Source organism: Serpentinicella alkaliphila (assembly GCF_018141405.1).
Classification (GTDB): domain Bacteria; phylum Bacillota; class Clostridia; order Peptostreptococcales; family Natronincolaceae; genus Serpentinicella; species Serpentinicella alkaliphila.
The window spans coordinates 2,201,580-2,217,532 of record NZ_CP058648.1 but is presented as its reverse complement, the minus strand read 5'-3'; the positions used below and the strand labels follow the sequence as shown (position 1 = coordinate 2,217,532).

The following is a 15,953-nucleotide window of genomic DNA, read 5'->3' as shown; positions in this document are numbered from 1 at the left end:
ATTAGCTAGCTATTTCGTCTTCAATTATATCGATTAGTCTTACCGAAACTAGTTTTGATATGCCTTCCTCTTCCATCGTAACTCCGTAAAGAGCATCCGCAGACTCCATAGTTCCCTTTCTATGGGTTACAACAATAAATTGGGTTTTTGGTGATAAATCCTTAAGCAGTTCTGCGTATCTATGTACATTGGCATCATCTAATGCGGCTTCAATCTCATCTAATACGCAAAATGGTGTAGGCTTCTCTAGAAGTATTGCAAAGAGAATTGCTATAGCAGTTAAAGCCCTTTCTCCTCCAGATAACAGGGATAAGCTCTGTAATTTTTTCCCTGGGGGCTGGGCAATAATATCAATACCACAATGTAGAATATTATTCTCATCAGTTAAAATTAAGTCTGCCTTACCACCACCAAAAAGTCTTTTAAATACTACATTGAAGTTTTCCCTAATAATGTTAAAGTAATGGATAAACTGCTTTTTCATAGTTTCCTCCATATCTTTAATTACCTTTTCTAAGGAAACCTTAGCTTGTATTAAGTCCTCCTGTTGACCTTTTAAAAACTCATACCTTTCTTTAACCTGCTCAAAGGCCACTATAGATTCTTCGTTTATCGTTCCTAAACCTTTTATTTGGGTTTTATAGTCTTTAATTTCCTTAGCTGTATTTGTTACATCCTTTATTTCAGTTCTGATTTCTAGGGCCTCTACATAAGTTAACTCATATTCATCCCATAGTTTATTATAGTAGGTTTGTTGTTGCATTTCCAATCTTGTTCTTTTTATATCAAGCTTATGGACGCTATCCTGTAGTTCATCAACTAAAACCTGTATATTATCAACCTCTGATTTCTTTTTACCCTTTATAGCAATGAGCTGATCTTTTTTTAGTGTTATCTCTTCTAATAGTGAAATAATTTTTCTTTTACTATTAATTAAATTTATAGATTCATTTTCACTTTGCTTAATTTGTCTTTCTAACTCATTTTTTTGACTAACTATATTTAATATTTCTGAATTTTTCTGATTATATAATACAGCATTGCCTTTTATAGTTTCTTGGATTATGTTAATTTCATGAAGCAATGATTTTTTTTGCTCCTCTTTTGAAGTTAAACTTATTTTAATTTCAGTAATATTATTGCTCAAGTCTTGAATTTCTTGAGAATCGCTCTCTAAGAAGACCTTATTATTTTCTACCTCATTTCTAACACTCTCAATATCAAGTTCTATTATATTAATGTCATCAATTATTATATTCAGCTTGTTTTGTGTATCTATAATTATACTGTTTATTTGCTTCTTTTCCTTTTCTAGCTGAGCAAGAACTCTATTATTGTTAGTTTCATCTTTATTTAATTGCTCTAATTTATTATTGTAGGTATTTATTTCAATCATTTTTTCTTGAAGCTGGTTTGTTTTTTCATGAAGTTTGCTATTTGTATCAATTAATAGGGTCTTAGTTAATTCAAGCTCACTTTCTTTATTATTCACGTTAACATGCAATTCTTCTATATTAACTAATAAATTATCAATCTCTTTCTTTCTCTCAAAAATACCACTGTTGTTTTTAGAGACACTCCCCCCAGTTAGGGAGCCTCCAATATTTATTACATCTCCATCTATTGTTACTATTTTAAATTTATAGTCTAACTTTTTAGCTAACTCTATACCTACAGTTAAATCAGGTACTATAATTACCCTTTTAAGCAGATTGGACATAATATCCTTAAATTTACTATCGAATTTTACAATATCAAAAGCAATATATATGTCCTCAAAACCCTTTATTATATTCTCTTCTTGAGAGCTAATAAATTTAGGCTTTATAGCACTGATTGGTAAAATAGTTACTCTTCCTAAATTGTTTTTCTTTAAATGCTCAATTAGTTTTTTTCCTTCAGTTTCAGTTTCACTAACAATATTTTGAACTGATGCACCTAGAGCGGTCTCTATTGCAAGCTCATATCCATTAGAAACTTTTATAAGATTAGCTATAGCTCCATATACTCCAGTACCAAGCTCTTTGCTATTTTCACAGGCAGCTAGCAGATTTTTAACACCCTTGCTAAAGCCATCGTGTTCCTTTTCTAAGTCCTGTAATACCTTAAGTCTTGATGCTTGATGAGTTAAATTTCCTTTGGCTTTTTCTACCTCTTTATATTTGTTATTAATATCTACTTGAATTTGTTTAGTCTCATTATTCAATATTTCTATATCTTTTCTCATATTGTTGATATTCAGTTCCTCAACTTTTAATTGATTAGAAACATGCTGAATATCAGTAGCTATTGACTTTAAGCTTACTTTATTTGTTGATATATCCTCATCTATTTGTTTTTCCCTTAATTCCATTGTTTCTATAAGGGTCTTAAATCCTTTAGCCTCACTTTTCTTGTCGGATGCTTTGTTCAAGGAATCGATTATATTAGATTTTAAACTTTCTAATTCTTTTTCTTGGTTATTCTTTTTACCTAAAAGTAAATCATACTCTTTAATTGTATCCTTTAACTTACTTATAATTTCATTAATATCATTTTCTAAATACTTAAGCTGCTCTAATTTGTTTTCTAATTCTATTCTTAGTTGATTTTCCTTATGCTTAGTATCCTTAACTTCCGAAGTAATTCGATTAAAATTTTGTTCCCCATTAAATTTCTTTTCTTTATTTAAGTTAATTATTCCCTCTAAAGCTTGAATATTATTTTCTACTTCATGCTTATCACTCTGAAGCTTTGACCATTCCTCTTCTTTTTGTAAAATTTCATTAGTTAATCCTTTTAATTCCTGTATTAGAACATCCTTCTCCTGCTGCCTCCCATTTAGAGAATTTTCTAAAACAGCCAATTGATCTTTAATGTGTCTAAGCTCTATATCATGCTTGTCTATTTCTTTTACAAATAAGCTTACCTCTAAATTAAGGAGCTTCTCCCTTAATTCTAAGAATTGCTTAGCCTTTTTACTTTGTCTTTCAAGGGGCCCTAACTGGCCTTCTAACTCACTTATTATATCAGCTATTCTCGATAAATTATCATCTGTAGACTGCAGCTTCTTTTCCGAGTCTTCCTTACGTGTTTTATACTTTACAATTCCAGCAGCCTCTTCAAAAACTAATCTTCGATCCTCAGATTTATTACTTAATATCTCGTCAATTTTACCTTGTCCAATTATTGAGTATCCATCTTTCCCTATACCTGTGTCCATTAGTAGCTCTCTTATATCCTTTAGTCTACAAAGAGATTTATTTATATAATACTCACTTTCACCAGACCTATATACTCTTCTAGTAATAGTTACCTCATCATATTCTATAGGTAATATTTTTAATGAATTATCCAAGGTTAAAGAAACCTCAGCCATTCCTTGGGCTTTTCTTGTAGCAGTGCCTGAAAAAATAATGTCTTCAGTTTTACTACCCCTTAGGCTTTTGATACTTTGTTCCCCTAGTACCCATCTTATTCCGTCGGAAATATTACTTTTCCCACTACCATTAGGCCCTACTATTCCAGTAATACCTTGATCAAAATTCATTTCTATTTTATTTGCAAAAGATTTAAAGCCCTGCATTTCTATTTTTTTTAAGTACATCGAAAAGTTCCCCCTAAAGAGTCATACTAAAGATTTACTCTTTCTATTGCTTGTTTTGCTGCGTTTTGCTCAGCCTCTTTTTTACTTTTACCTCTCCCTGTACCAATAACTTTATCTGAAGTAACAACTTCTACATCAAAGGTTTTATCATGATCTGGACCATATGTATTTACAACATTATATGTTATTTTATCAGAAGATTTACTTTGCATCAATTCTTGAAGATGGGTCTTATAGTCTCTAAATAAGCTTCCTTTACTGGCAAGTTCGATACTTTCTGCTAGGTTAGAAATAATGAACCCTCTAGCAACCTCGATTCCACCATCAATGTATAGAGCACCGATAATGGCTTCAAAAGCATCAGCTAATATAGAATCACGATTTCTCCCACCGGTGTTTTCTTCTCCTCTTCCTAATAATAAATATTTTCCCAAGTTTATTTTCTTTGCAATATTTGCTAAGGAAGGTTCGCAAACAACATTAGCCCTGACTTTTGTTAATTCTCCCTCAGGTAAATGTTTATACTTTTTAAATATATAGTCGCTAACAATTAAGCCTAAAACAGAATCCCCTAGAAACTCAAGTCTTTCGTTATATCGAATACTTTTTCCTTTAGTCTCGTTAGCATAGGAGCTATGAATTAGGGACTCCTGCAAAGTTTCAAGAGAACTGAAACTGTGGTTTAATATTATTTGTATTTCTTCCATACCTTTTTTAAAATTCTTATCTAAAATCAATCCTTCTCACTCCAAACATTATATAAGTAATTACAGATATATATAATTCACATAAGTGTAATTGTATTAGCACTCCAATAATTTCAAGTTATATTTTACTATGTTCACTCTCTAAATGCAAAAAATAATTATAGGGAATATATCCTATAATTATTTTTTACATTTTTAGTAGTTTTTAAATATAATTGTCGCATTATGCCCACCGAAACCTAAAGAATTTGATAGAGCAACATTAACTTCTCTTTCTCTCGCCTTATTCGGTACATAATCCAAATCACAATCTGGATCAGGTGTCTCATAGTTAATAGTTGGTGGCACTAAATTGTTTTGAATTGACATAATACAAGCAATCGCTTCAATAGCCCCTGCTCCACCAAGCAAATGTCCAGTCATTGATTTAGTCGAGCTTACACAAAGTTCTTTTGCATGCTCTTTAAATACATTTTTAATAGCCATTGTTTCGAATCTATCGTTATATGGAGTACTTGTACCATGGGCATTTATATAATCTACTTGATCATAAGTGATCTTAGCATCTCTTAAAGCCATATTCATAGATCTTGCAGCCCCTTCTCCGTCTGGTGCTGGAGCAGTTATATGATATGCATCAGCACTCATTCCATATCCTACTATTTCTGCATAAATTTTTGCTCCACGCTTTATTGCGTGGTCCAAATCCTCAAGAATTAATATACCAGCCCCTTCTCCCATAACGAAACCATCTCTATTTAAATCAAAAGGACGACTAGCCTTTTTAGGATTATCGTTATTAGTCGACATAGCTTTCATAGAACAAAAACCTGCCATTGCCAGTGGTGTAATTGAAGCCTCGGTTCCACCTGTTATCATTATCTCTGCATCACCACGTTGAATAATTTTAAAAGCCTCACCTACGGCATTTGTTGAAGAAGCGCAAGCAGTAACTACTGTAGTATTTGGCCCTTTAGCATTATATAGCATAGAAACGTGACCAGCAGCCATATTAGCAATCATCATAGGTATAAAGAAAGGACTAACTCTCTTTACTCCCTTTTCCCTATGCTTTGTACCTTGATCCTCTAGAGTATCCATACCACCTATTCCAGAACCAAGTACAACCCCGAATTGATCATTATTTATTTCATTTAAATTTAAATTAGCATCTTCTATAGCCATTTTTGCTGCTGCTGCTGCAAATTGAGTATATCTATCCATTCTTTTACTTTCTTTTTTATCAATGAACTCATCAGGATTAAAGTTTTTTACTTCTGCAGCTATTTTAGTAGGATAATCTGTTGTATCAAACTTAGTAATGTAATCAGCCCCAGATACACCTGATATAAGAGAGTTCCAAAATGCATCTTTACCTGTACCAATAGGAGTAACACATCCTAATCCAGTTACTACAACTCTTTTACTCATATTTTTCCTCCCTTTATTTTTAAAGTCCCGAAAAATTCGGGACTATAAAATTACTCTAGGTTTTTTTCTACGTATTTACAGATATCTCCAATATTTTTGAAGCTTTCTGCGTCTTCATCAGGAATCTCTACACCAAACTCATCTTCAATCGCCATAATGATTTCAACTGCATCTAAAGAGTCAGCCTCTAAATCACTCATTAAAGAAGTTTGAGGTGTAACACCACTTAAATCTTCAAGTCCTAATTGCTCTCCAACTATTTTTACAACTTTTTCAAATACCATTTTATATTTCCTCCTTTAAATTTAAGTTTTATTTATTTTAATATTGTTCAGTTTAAATCTAAAACAATATAAATAACTATATACCCATACCACCATCAACTAAAATTACTTGGCCAGTTATGTATTTTGATAAATCACTACTTAAGAATAGAACTAAATTAGCTACATCCTCAGGCTTTCCATACTTTTTAAGTGGAATATTAGCAAGCATTTGATTTTTTACATCCTCACTAAGTATAGCAGTCATTTCTGTTTCTATAAACCCTGGTGCTATGGCATTAACATTAATTTCTTTGCTTGCAAGCTCTCTAGCAACAGATTTTGTAAGGCCAATAACTCCTGCTTTAGACGCGCAATAATTTGCCTGCCCAGCATTCCCCATAACCCCTACAACTGATGAAACATTTACAATTTTCCCATATTTTTGTTTCATCATTTTTCTCGCTACAGCTTTAGTACATATAAATGTACCCTTTAGGTTTACATCAATAACTCTATCCCAATCATCTTCCTTCATTCTTATAAGAAGATTATCTCTAGTTATACCTGCATTGTTTACTAGAATATCAAGAGTATCAAAGTTTTTATCTATTGCATCCACCATTTCTTTTACTTCGGATTCAGAAGTAACGTCAGCTTTTACAGCTAATGCCTTAACATTTAATTTTTCAATTTCCTTTACTACTTCATTCGCAGCCTCAGCTTCGGAATCAATTGGATAATTAACAATTACATTAGCACCATTTTTCGCAAGAGTAAGGGCTATTTCTTTACCTATACCTCTTGAAGCGCCAGTTACTAATGCATTTTTCCCTTTAACTAACAATAATATCCCTCCTAATCAAATTTATTTAATAGTATTTAGCACGGATTTAAGTGAATTTAAATCATCAACATTTAATGTGTTTGCTTTATAACCTTCTGTTTTTGCAATTTTTTTAATGAACGCGGATAAAGCTTTACCAGGGCCAACTTCAATAAATGTACTTACTTCCTCTTCTAGCATTAGTTTTACTGAGTCATGCCATAGAACTGAGCTGCTCACCTGTTTTACTAAAGCCGGAGCTATTTCCTCTTTAGCTAGTAGTTTACTAGCAGTAACATTTGATACAACCGGAATCGAAGGATCAAAAATCTCTATATTATTTAGTTCAATTTTTAAATTATCCCCTGCTGGTTTTAATAGGCTTGAATGAAATGGTGCACTTACAGGTAAGAGAACAGCCTTTTTAGCTCCAGCTTCGGAAATCTTTTTAATAGCCGCCTCTACAGCCTTAACTTCCCCGGAGATAACTATTTGTCCAGGGCTATTAAAGTTCGCCGCCTCAACTATGCCATACTCCTTAGATTCCTCTAAGCATTTAACTAATACTTCTCTCTCAAGTCCTAAAATTGCAGCCATAGTTCCTATACCTAAAGGAACCGCCTCCTGCATAAACTTACCTCTTTTTTTCACCAACTTTACTGCGTCAGTAAATTTTATAGCTTTAGATTTAACTAAAGCCCCATATTCACCAAGACTCAGTCCAGCAGTAATACTACAATCTACACCTTCAGACAGAAGTACTCTTAAAAAAGCTACACTTGTCGTTAGAATTGCAGGCTGAGTATTCTCTGTTTGAACCAAAATATCTTCTGGTCCTTCGAAGCAAAGTTTTTTCATATCTAAACCTAAGCTATCACTTGCCTCTTCAAAGGTATCCTTAACTATATTAAAATTATCAAATAACTCTTTTCCCATACCAACATATTGAGATCCTTGCCCTGGAAATACAAAAGCTAGTTTAGTCATTGTATACTCCTCCTTAGACCAATTCTTTCATTAAGCTTAGCTGTGATTTAGCATCCTCAAGTATTTCATTAATAATTTCTTCACAGGATTTTATATTTTTTACCATTCCAGCTATTTGACCTATCATTACAGAACCATTTTCCATATCACCTTCAACAGCAGCTAGTCTTAATTTACCTGTTCCCAAACTATATAGTGCCTCTGGATCATGGCCTTCTTTTTCCAATTTCAAAAGTTCTTTACTAAATTTATTTTTTAGCACTCGGACTGGATGCCCTGTGGATCTAGCAGTAACTATAGCATCTCTATCCTTAGCCTTAATAATTGCTAACTTGTAGTTTTCATGAACTTCGCACTCATTAGAGCATATAAATCTAGTACCTATTTGAACTCCTTTAGCACCTAAGGATAATGCAGCTAAGAAACCTCTTCCATCAGCAATTCCACCAGCAGCAATTACAGGAATGCTAACACTATCAATTATTTGCGGGACTAAAGCCATTGTAGTTAATTCGCCAATATGACCGCCAGCCTCAGTTCCTTCAACAATTATAGCATCTGCTCCTAAGGACTCCATTCTTTTAGCTAAAGCTATAGATGGAACTACTGGTAAAACTTTTGTACCTAGTTTTTTCAGTTCACCCATATATTTACCAGGGTTCCCTGCACCAGTGGAAATAACAGGCACTTCTTCCTTATATACAACCTTCATTACATCCTCAATAAATGGTGATAATAGCATAACATTAACACCAAAGGGCTTATTTGTTAGCTTTTTCGCCTTTTTAATTTCTCGCTCTAAAATATCCGCTGGTGCATTACCCCCAGCAATAATTCCTAGACCACCAGCATTTGAAACTGCAGCAGCAAGCTCCGCAGTAGCAACCCATGCCATCCCGCCTTGTATTATTGGATACTTAATATTTAAAATATCACAAAGCTCTGTATGAAACATATTATCCCTCCATCAACCACAGTTTTGTACTTCTTATTGCTTAGCCCATCTCATAATGGAAGAACCCCAAGTTAAGCCTCCACCAAAGGCTACTAAAAGAACTATATCACCTTTTTTTATAAGTCCTTTTTTATTTGCTTCATCTAAGGCAACCGGAACGGAGGCCGCAGACATATTTCCAACTCTATTTAGATTTACATATACTTTGTCATCAGTTAGTTTTAATCTTTTAGCTGCCGCATCAATTATTCTCACATTAGCCTGATGTGGAATCAATAAATCGATATCTTCTAATGAAAGATTACTATCCTCTAGTACCTTCATTGATGCTTTACCCATTGCTCTAACTGCAAATTTAAATACTTCACTTCCATCCATTTGAATAGTATGAAGTCTATTCTCTACAGTTTCAAGAGTTGCTGGCATTCTTGCTCCACCTGCTGGCTGAGTTAAAAATCCACCATTTGCCCCATCAGCTCCTAAATGAGATGATAAAATACCATAGCCCTTATCAACCCCTTGAAGAACAACGGCTCCTGCACCGTCTCCAAAAATCACACAAGTATTCCTATCCTTCCAATCTAGAATTCTAGTAAGGGTCTCTGCACCTATAACTAAAACATTTTTGTAGAATCCAGTTTTAATAAATTGCTCCCCTATAGTCAATGCATATAAAAATCCTGAGCAAGCAGTCTCTACATCAAAGGCAGCTGCCTTTTTAGCCCCAAGATTAGCCTGAACAATACATGCAGTAGCAGGAAAAGGCATATCTGGAGTGCAAGTTCCAACAATTATAAGGTCTATATCTTCTGCAGATAATTTAGCATCTTCAAGAGCAATTCTAGCGGCCTCGGTGGCCATATCAGATGTGGCCAACTCATCTTCAAGTACTCTTCTTTCCTCAATACCTGTTCTTGTTCTAATCCACTCATCTGATGTTTCAACGATTTGTTCCATGTCTTTGTTTGTCATTATCCTTTTAGGTAAGTAGCTACCAGTACCTACGATGCCTACATCTATAAAATTAGTCAACATTATCCTCTCCTAAAACCTTTATTTCTCTTAGAATATCTTCTAATACTCCATTTTCAACAAATAATTTTGCTTGTCTAATGGCATTTTTTATAGCCTTAGCATCTGAACTGCCATGGGCTTTAATTAAAGCGCCATTTACACCAAGAAATGGGGCACCACCATATTCAGTATAATCAAATGTCTTTTTAAAATTTACTAAACCAGGCTTTAGAATCAGTGCACCTATTTTAGTAAAAAAAGTCCTTGTAAATTCAACTTTAAGAGAACTTAAAATTGCCCCAGCAACACCTTCCGTAAGCTTTAATATTACATTTCCTGTAAAACCGTCACAAACAATCACGTCTGCATGGCCGGCAGGTATATCCCTAGCCTCTACGTTACCAGTAAAATTAAAGGGTGCTGTTTTAAACAATTGATACGCTTCCTTACTTACATCATTTCCTTTAGTCTCTTCAATTCCAATATTTGCTATGCAAACCTTTGGTTTATTTATTTTTAAAACTTTAGTAGCGTAAATACTTCCCATTATACCAAACTCTAAAAAATTCCTAGGTTTACTATCAGCATTAGCTCCACCATCAATCAATACTGAAATTCCCTTTAAAGTTGGATACACTGGAGCTAAAGCAGGTCTATCAATTCCTTCTATTCTTCCTAGTAATAATAAACCACCTGCTAATAGTGCACCTGTATTTCCAGCAGAAATAACCGCATCTGCCTTCTTTTCTTTTACCAGATTAATTCCTACTACCATCGATGAGTTTTTCTTACGTCTAATAGCCTGTACTGGTTTGTCTTCGTTTGTTATTTCTTCATCACAATGTATTATTTCAATTTTATCCTTAGGATAATCGTATTTGCTTAGTTCTTTTTCAATTCTTTCTTTATCTCCAGTTATTATAACATTAACATCATACTCTTTAACTGCATTGACAGCGCCTAAAACTGTTACTTGTGGGCCATGATCTCCGCCCATGCCATCTAATACTATTTTCATGCTATCCCCCCCTTATTTACTGTCTAAGGCAACTAAAATAAATTTGCCTCTAAAAACCTGGACTTGGTTAACAGTTATTTTAACGTGTACAAAATGGTCATTCTCTCTTACCCGTACTACTTCTGCCTTTGCGATCATTTTGTCCCCAGCGTTAACAGGGCTTAAATACTTAATATTAGATACTCCGGTTAAAGCAACCTCTGTATCTACAACAGCCATGGCTAGTGATTCAGCCTGTGAAAATATATGATGTCCCTTTACAATTTTAGTCTTGCTAAAGGCCATTTCTTTCGTTGTTTCTAATATAGAAATTCCACTTTCGCCAAGTTTCAAATCGATTAATTCACCGATTATTTCCGTGTCTATTATACTTCGTACTTTAGAATAGTTTTTTTCAGCAACATTTTTAATTCGTTCCCTAAGCTCAGGTATTCCTAATTCAAGTCTATCCAGTCTTATAGTCTGTATACTTACTCCAAAACTTTTACAAAGATCCTCATCTGTTAAGAAGGGATCGTCTTTTATGTACTCTAATAGTTTTCCTTGTCTACCGATCTTATTAAGCTTATTTGCCTGATTTTTCAATCTAATCACCTCAGTATTAGTACTTATATTTAGCACCTAATCCTAATAATTAGTATATATTACTTAAAAATAATCGTCAAGCATAAATATACCTTCTATGCAGTATCCCCAAAAAAATTAAAATAGCAATGATTTCTCATCGCTATTTGGTTTAACTATTTATCTACGCTAATAACTTCTTTGTTTTTGTAGAATCCGCATTCTGGACAAACTCTATGTGGCATTTTTGGCTCATGACATTGTGGACATTTAACATATCCCGGTGCCTCATATTTTGAATTTGCAGCTCTTCTCATATCTCTCTTTGACTTGCCTGTTTTACGCTTTGGTACTGCCATTATTAACACCTCCTTAATCTTGATCCAGTAATTGCTTTAACTTTAAAAGCCTAGGATCCAGCTTTTCTTCTTCCTCATTTTCATCAGGTTTACAATTGCAATTATGTGTATTTAAGTCTTTTCCACACTTTGGGCACAAACCTTTACACTCTTCACTACACAAAAGTTTCATTGGTATGTTTGTAATAATATTTTCCTCTATTATTCTACTTAAGTCAATGACATCCTCTTTATATATTAAAATATCGTCATCAGAATCATCATCATTAACATCTTTCTCTTGTACTAATTCAGTATTTATACTTGTGTTGTATTCATAAGTAAAGTGTTGTAAACAACGACTACAAGTTGTATCCATTGTAGTTTTAATATTACATGTTAAAAAAATATTGTTTTCAAGACTATAAATTGCACCAGTTACATAAATTGGTGTTAAAAATTTTAATTCATCACCATAATAACTTATTGTGTCGATATCCACTATAAAATCTAAATCTTTTTTTCCATTAGATTCATACTTTATATCATTTAAATTGTACTTCAAAGTTTGTTCACCTCTATAGTGTACTATATAATTTCACAAGTATAATGTATCAATATTTTTTATTATTATAATTACCAACAAAACTGATTATACAAACGTTTGGCCACTTTGTCAAGTATTTTATCTTGATACCTAATTTTAATTATTGAAAGGTAGGTTTTTCTCCCTACCTTTCAATTTTTTCTTATATTAAAGCTACTGTTTCTCTAGCAATTGTTAATTCTTCATTAGTTGGTATTAATAATACTTTTACTGTTGAGTCATCAGTTGTAACAACTGTCTCTTTGCCTCTTACATTGTTTTTCTCATCATCAATTTTAATTCCTAAGAATTCTAAACCACTACAAATTTCTTTACGTGCTGCAGCAGAGTTTTCTCCTAATCCAGCTGTAAATAGAACTGCATCAATTCCACCCATTTCAGCTGCAAAAGCTCCAATATATTTTTTAACTTTTTGATAGTATACATCTAAAGCTAATTGAGCTCTTTCATTTCCTTCATCAGCAGCCCCTTCGATATCTCTAAAGTCACTGCTTACTCCTGAAATACCTAATACTCCTGATTGTTTGTTTACTAGATTATTAAGTTGATCTATGTTCATTTTTTCTTTTTCCATAATGAATGTTACGATAGCTGGATCAATATCTCCACAACGTGTTCCCATAACTAGACCTTCAAGTGGTGTAAAGCCCATTGTTGTATCTACAGATTTTCCACCGTTAATAGCAGTAACACTCGCTCCATTACCTAAGTGACAAGAAACTAATTTTAACTCAGATAGAGGTTTTCCTAAAATTGAAGCTGCTCTGTCAGAAACATATTTATGTGATGTTCCATGGAACCCATATCTTCTAATACCATGCTTTTCATAGTACTCATATGGTAATGCATAAATGTATGAAGACGCTGGCATAGTTTGATGGAAGGCAGTATCAAATACAGCAACCATCGGTACGTTAGGTAGTATTTCTTCACAAGCGTTAATACCCATTAAGTTTGGAGGGTTATGTAATGGCGCTAATTCTGAACATGCTTCTAAAGCATCTTTAACTTCTTTAGTGATAATTACAGACTCAGTAAATTTCTCTCCACCATGAACTACCCTATGTCCTACTGCACTGATTTCGTTCATTGATGCGATAGCTCCATGCTCTGGGTGCACTAAAGCTTCTAATACAAGTTTGATAGCTTTTTTATGGTTAGCCATTTCTTCTTCAATAATTACTTTAGCTTTTCCTACAGCTTCATGCTTTACAAAAGAATCACCTATACCAATTCTTTCAACAATACCAATTGCTTGTACTTCTTCGTTCTCCATGTTAATTAATTGATACTTTAATGAAGAACTTCCACAGTTTAATACTAAAACTTTCATTCAATAAAACCTCCTAAGAAATTTAGATATTTATTTATTTGACAATATTTTGTCTCAAAATAGAAAAACTAACATTACAATAATAATAAATTTCAAATAACTTTTCAAGTATTATAGCATATTTATGCGAATTTTGTCATAATTATTTTATTTAATATTCGTTTAAGCAAAAAAGTTACTATTATGTTGATAATTTCTCTTTATTTAATTAAAATATACATTCCCATCTTTGACAGTTAATAAAGAAAAAAAGCTTGTAACCTGTTATAAATAGTAGGTTACAAGCTTTATATATTTGTCCAAAAAGTGCGTAATTTTTTTATCTTTTCGTATCTTTAAAAATATTTTTCATATGTGTGTTTTTTATTATTTGATAATCCGTTCTGAAGCCAAAAGCCTCATGAAGTGCATCTGTAAAATCTGTGCGTGTGTAAGTTGGAATATAGCCATCGCCAAGGATTTCATAAAAATTCATACCCCTTAACTCTCGTATGATTTCAGTACAGGTGAACTTGTTATCTAAGTGTTTTTCAAGATATCTATAAAGCACCATTGCCAAGAAACAAGTTGTAAAGTGTGCTTCTATACGATCATCTCTTGTTAAGTACACTGGTCTTGCCTTAAATTCACTTTTCATAATTCTAAAGCATTCTTCAATCTCCCAACGTTTATGATTAACTTTAATAATTTCAGAAGCTTCATCTTCTAAATTTGTGCATACAAAGATAAAAACCATCATATGCCTCTTCTTTTGATATAATATCTGAATCCAGTCGATAGAGGTCCTTTTCTGCCACCTCACCATCTGATGTAACGCTTGTTTTTCCTATAAATCTTTTGTAATCGTTCTGATTACACTTGTTGAGTTTTGATGGATTGTTTTCTATTACCTTAACAAAGACGCTCAATTTGTTTATTTCGAATTTTTTTGATAGTCTCTATATTTAATTGAATAAGTTACAATTAGCTTTTGTTCCAAACCATTTTCTTTAATCCATCGCTCTTTATAAAAAGTAATATCTGCAAAATTGTCTTCTTCAATATCAGAGATATCGAAAACCTTACTACTACCACTTAAACTCCATCCTTCGCTAGAAAGTGCCCATTCTTTAAGATGTTTTTAAGTTTTTGATTGACTGAGTGGTTATAAAAGCACGTCCACCTTGATCATTAAATTTCCTATTGTCATTTGACGCTAGTCCAGCATCTGTGCATACGACAAACTTTGAGAGTTTGAAATCATTAAGTATCTTCTGTTCTAAAGGCTTTAAAGTGAGCTGTTCATTAGTATTACCTTTAGTAATGCTAAATGCTAGTGGAATACCATCCCCATCCATAAAAAGACCCATTTGTACGATAGGATTAGGTTTGTGTTCCTTTGAATACCCATACTGTTTTAAGCCTTGCTCTTGCTCAATCTCAAAGAAGTAATTCGTACAGTCATAATAAAGAATTCCTGAATTACGCTTAGAAAGTTTATAACTATTATTATAAAGCTCCGATTGAATATAATCAGTTTCCTTAGAAATAACTTCAAGTGCTCTATAAATATGTTGAATATCAAAATCAGGTTTTTCTAAAAATCTAGTAGATAGGTTATAGGTGGAAAGCTTAGAACCAGGAAAGATAATCCTACCATATAAAAGTCTAGATAGTATGGAGTCAAGATTAAAAGTGAATTTATGGCGATTGGAAATCTCTTTACAGATTTTGTGAATTCCTAGATCATGATAAATCTTTTGAAGAAATAGATAGCCTCCATTAAAAGACTGTTGCTTATCTTTACCAATAAGTTTTGTAGGCGAGTATTGAACCATGATTGTACTATTTTCTTCTTTTTCTTTTTTATTAAGTTCATCGATATATTTCTTAGCCCATTCAATAGGGTCTTCCCCGTTTAATTTGTTAAGAAGCTCATCATATGTACCTAGTTTTTCAACAATTTTAGTAGTACGCTTATTTTTTTCAATTATATCCTTTATCACATAAAGTGAAGTAGCATTTTTAGATTTAGAAAGTGATAATCTCATAATAACACCCCCAGTTATCTATATTATAACACAATACGATAAAATACGAAAGGAATATTTGAGAAAATTTACAAAAAAATAAAGCCTTTTCAAAGCTTTAGCGATTTTTTTTATTATTCAACTGTCAAAGACCCGCTTTACAAAAGAATCACCTATACCAATTCTTTCAACAATACCAATTGCTTGTACTTCTTCGTTCTCCATGTTAATTAATTGATACTTTAATGAAGAACTTCCACAGTTTAATACTAAAACTTTCATTCAATAAAACCTCCTAAGAAATTTAGATATTTA

13 protein-coding genes and 2 pseudogenes are annotated in these 15,953 nt (G+C 32.8%); all 15 read right to left on the bottom strand.

Going from position 1 to position 15,953, the window contains the following annotated elements; all coding sequences use genetic code 11:
• Nucleotide 1: 1 nt before the first annotated feature.
• Nucleotides 2-3,586, bottom strand: a complete 3,585-nt coding sequence (smc, locus tag HZR23_RS11325; RefSeq protein WP_132847572.1) for a chromosome segregation protein SMC — start codon at nucleotides 3,584-3,586, stop codon at nucleotides 2-4.
• A 26-nt stretch (nucleotides 3,587-3,612) separates the two neighbouring features.
• A complete protein-coding gene (gene rnc, locus HZR23_RS11320) occupies nucleotides 3,613-4,323 on the bottom strand; it encodes a ribonuclease III (protein WP_330571372.1) in 711 nt (236 codons plus the stop codon).
• Nucleotides 4,324-4,488: 165 nt separating this feature from the next.
• The gene (gene fabF / locus HZR23_RS11315) at nucleotides 4,489-5,724 is read right to left on the bottom strand and encodes a beta-ketoacyl-ACP synthase II (protein WP_132847571.1); all 1,236 of its coding nucleotides are present in this window, start codon (nucleotides 5,722-5,724) and stop codon (nucleotides 4,489-4,491) included.
• 50 nt (nucleotides 5,725-5,774) lie between these two features.
• Complete coding sequence (gene acpP / locus HZR23_RS11310; protein WP_132847570.1) at nucleotides 5,775-6,008, bottom strand: acyl carrier protein; 234 nt, start codon at nucleotides 6,006-6,008, stop codon at nucleotides 5,775-5,777.
• 76 nt (nucleotides 6,009-6,084) lie between these two features.
• Nucleotides 6,085-6,834: a 3-oxoacyl-[acyl-carrier-protein] reductase gene (gene fabG, locus HZR23_RS11305; protein ID WP_132847569.1), complete on the bottom strand. Its 750-nt coding sequence runs from the start codon at nucleotides 6,832-6,834 to the stop codon at nucleotides 6,085-6,087.
• Nucleotides 6,835-6,855: 21 nt separating this feature from the next.
• Nucleotides 6,856-7,800 carry an ACP S-malonyltransferase gene (fabD, locus tag HZR23_RS11300; protein WP_132847568.1) on the bottom strand — a complete coding sequence of 315 codons (945 nt, stop codon included), beginning with the start codon at nucleotides 7,798-7,800 and terminating at the stop codon, nucleotides 6,856-6,858.
• 13 nt (nucleotides 7,801-7,813) lie between these two features.
• Entirely contained in the window at nucleotides 7,814-8,755 is a 942-nt protein-coding gene (gene fabK, locus HZR23_RS11295) for an enoyl-[acyl-carrier-protein] reductase FabK (RefSeq protein WP_132847567.1), read from the bottom strand.
• A 33-nt stretch (nucleotides 8,756-8,788) separates the two neighbouring features.
• Nucleotides 8,789-9,790 carry a beta-ketoacyl-ACP synthase III gene (locus HZR23_RS11290; RefSeq protein ID WP_132847566.1) on the bottom strand — a complete coding sequence of 334 codons (1,002 nt, stop codon included), beginning with the start codon at nucleotides 9,788-9,790 and terminating at the stop codon, nucleotides 8,789-8,791.
• Nucleotides 9,780-10,787, bottom strand: a complete 1,008-nt coding sequence (gene plsX, locus HZR23_RS11285) for a phosphate acyltransferase PlsX (RefSeq protein WP_132847565.1) — start codon at nucleotides 10,785-10,787, stop codon at nucleotides 9,780-9,782. Before plsX ends, HZR23_RS11290 begins: the two co-directional genes overlap by 11 nt.
• A 12-nt stretch (nucleotides 10,788-10,799) precedes the next feature.
• A complete protein-coding gene (gene fapR, locus HZR23_RS11280) occupies nucleotides 10,800-11,372 on the bottom strand; it encodes a transcription factor FapR (RefSeq protein WP_132847564.1) in 573 nt (190 codons plus the stop codon).
• Nucleotides 11,373-11,527: 155 nt separating this feature from the next.
• Entirely contained in the window at nucleotides 11,528-11,710 is a 183-nt protein-coding gene (gene rpmF / locus HZR23_RS11275) for a 50S ribosomal protein L32 (protein WP_132847563.1), read from the bottom strand.
• 13 nt (nucleotides 11,711-11,723) lie between these two features.
• Nucleotides 11,724-12,254 carry a YceD family protein gene (locus tag HZR23_RS11270; protein WP_132847562.1) on the bottom strand — a complete coding sequence of 177 codons (531 nt, stop codon included), beginning with the start codon at nucleotides 12,252-12,254 and terminating at the stop codon, nucleotides 11,724-11,726.
• A 184-nt stretch (nucleotides 12,255-12,438) separates the two neighbouring features.
• Nucleotides 12,439-13,629, bottom strand: coding sequence for an acetate/propionate family kinase (locus HZR23_RS11265; protein ID WP_132847561.1), 1,191 nt, complete (start codon nucleotides 13,627-13,629; stop codon nucleotides 12,439-12,441).
• Nucleotides 13,630-13,948: 319 nt separating this feature from the next.
• A pseudogene (locus tag HZR23_RS18205) lies at nucleotides 13,949-15,659 on the bottom strand (IS1634 family transposase).
• A gap of 135 nt (nucleotides 15,660-15,794) precedes the next feature.
• Nucleotides 15,795-15,920, bottom strand: a pseudogene (locus HZR23_RS11255) (acetate kinase); the annotation flags it as partial.
• Nucleotides 15,921-15,953: the final 33 nt, after the last annotated feature.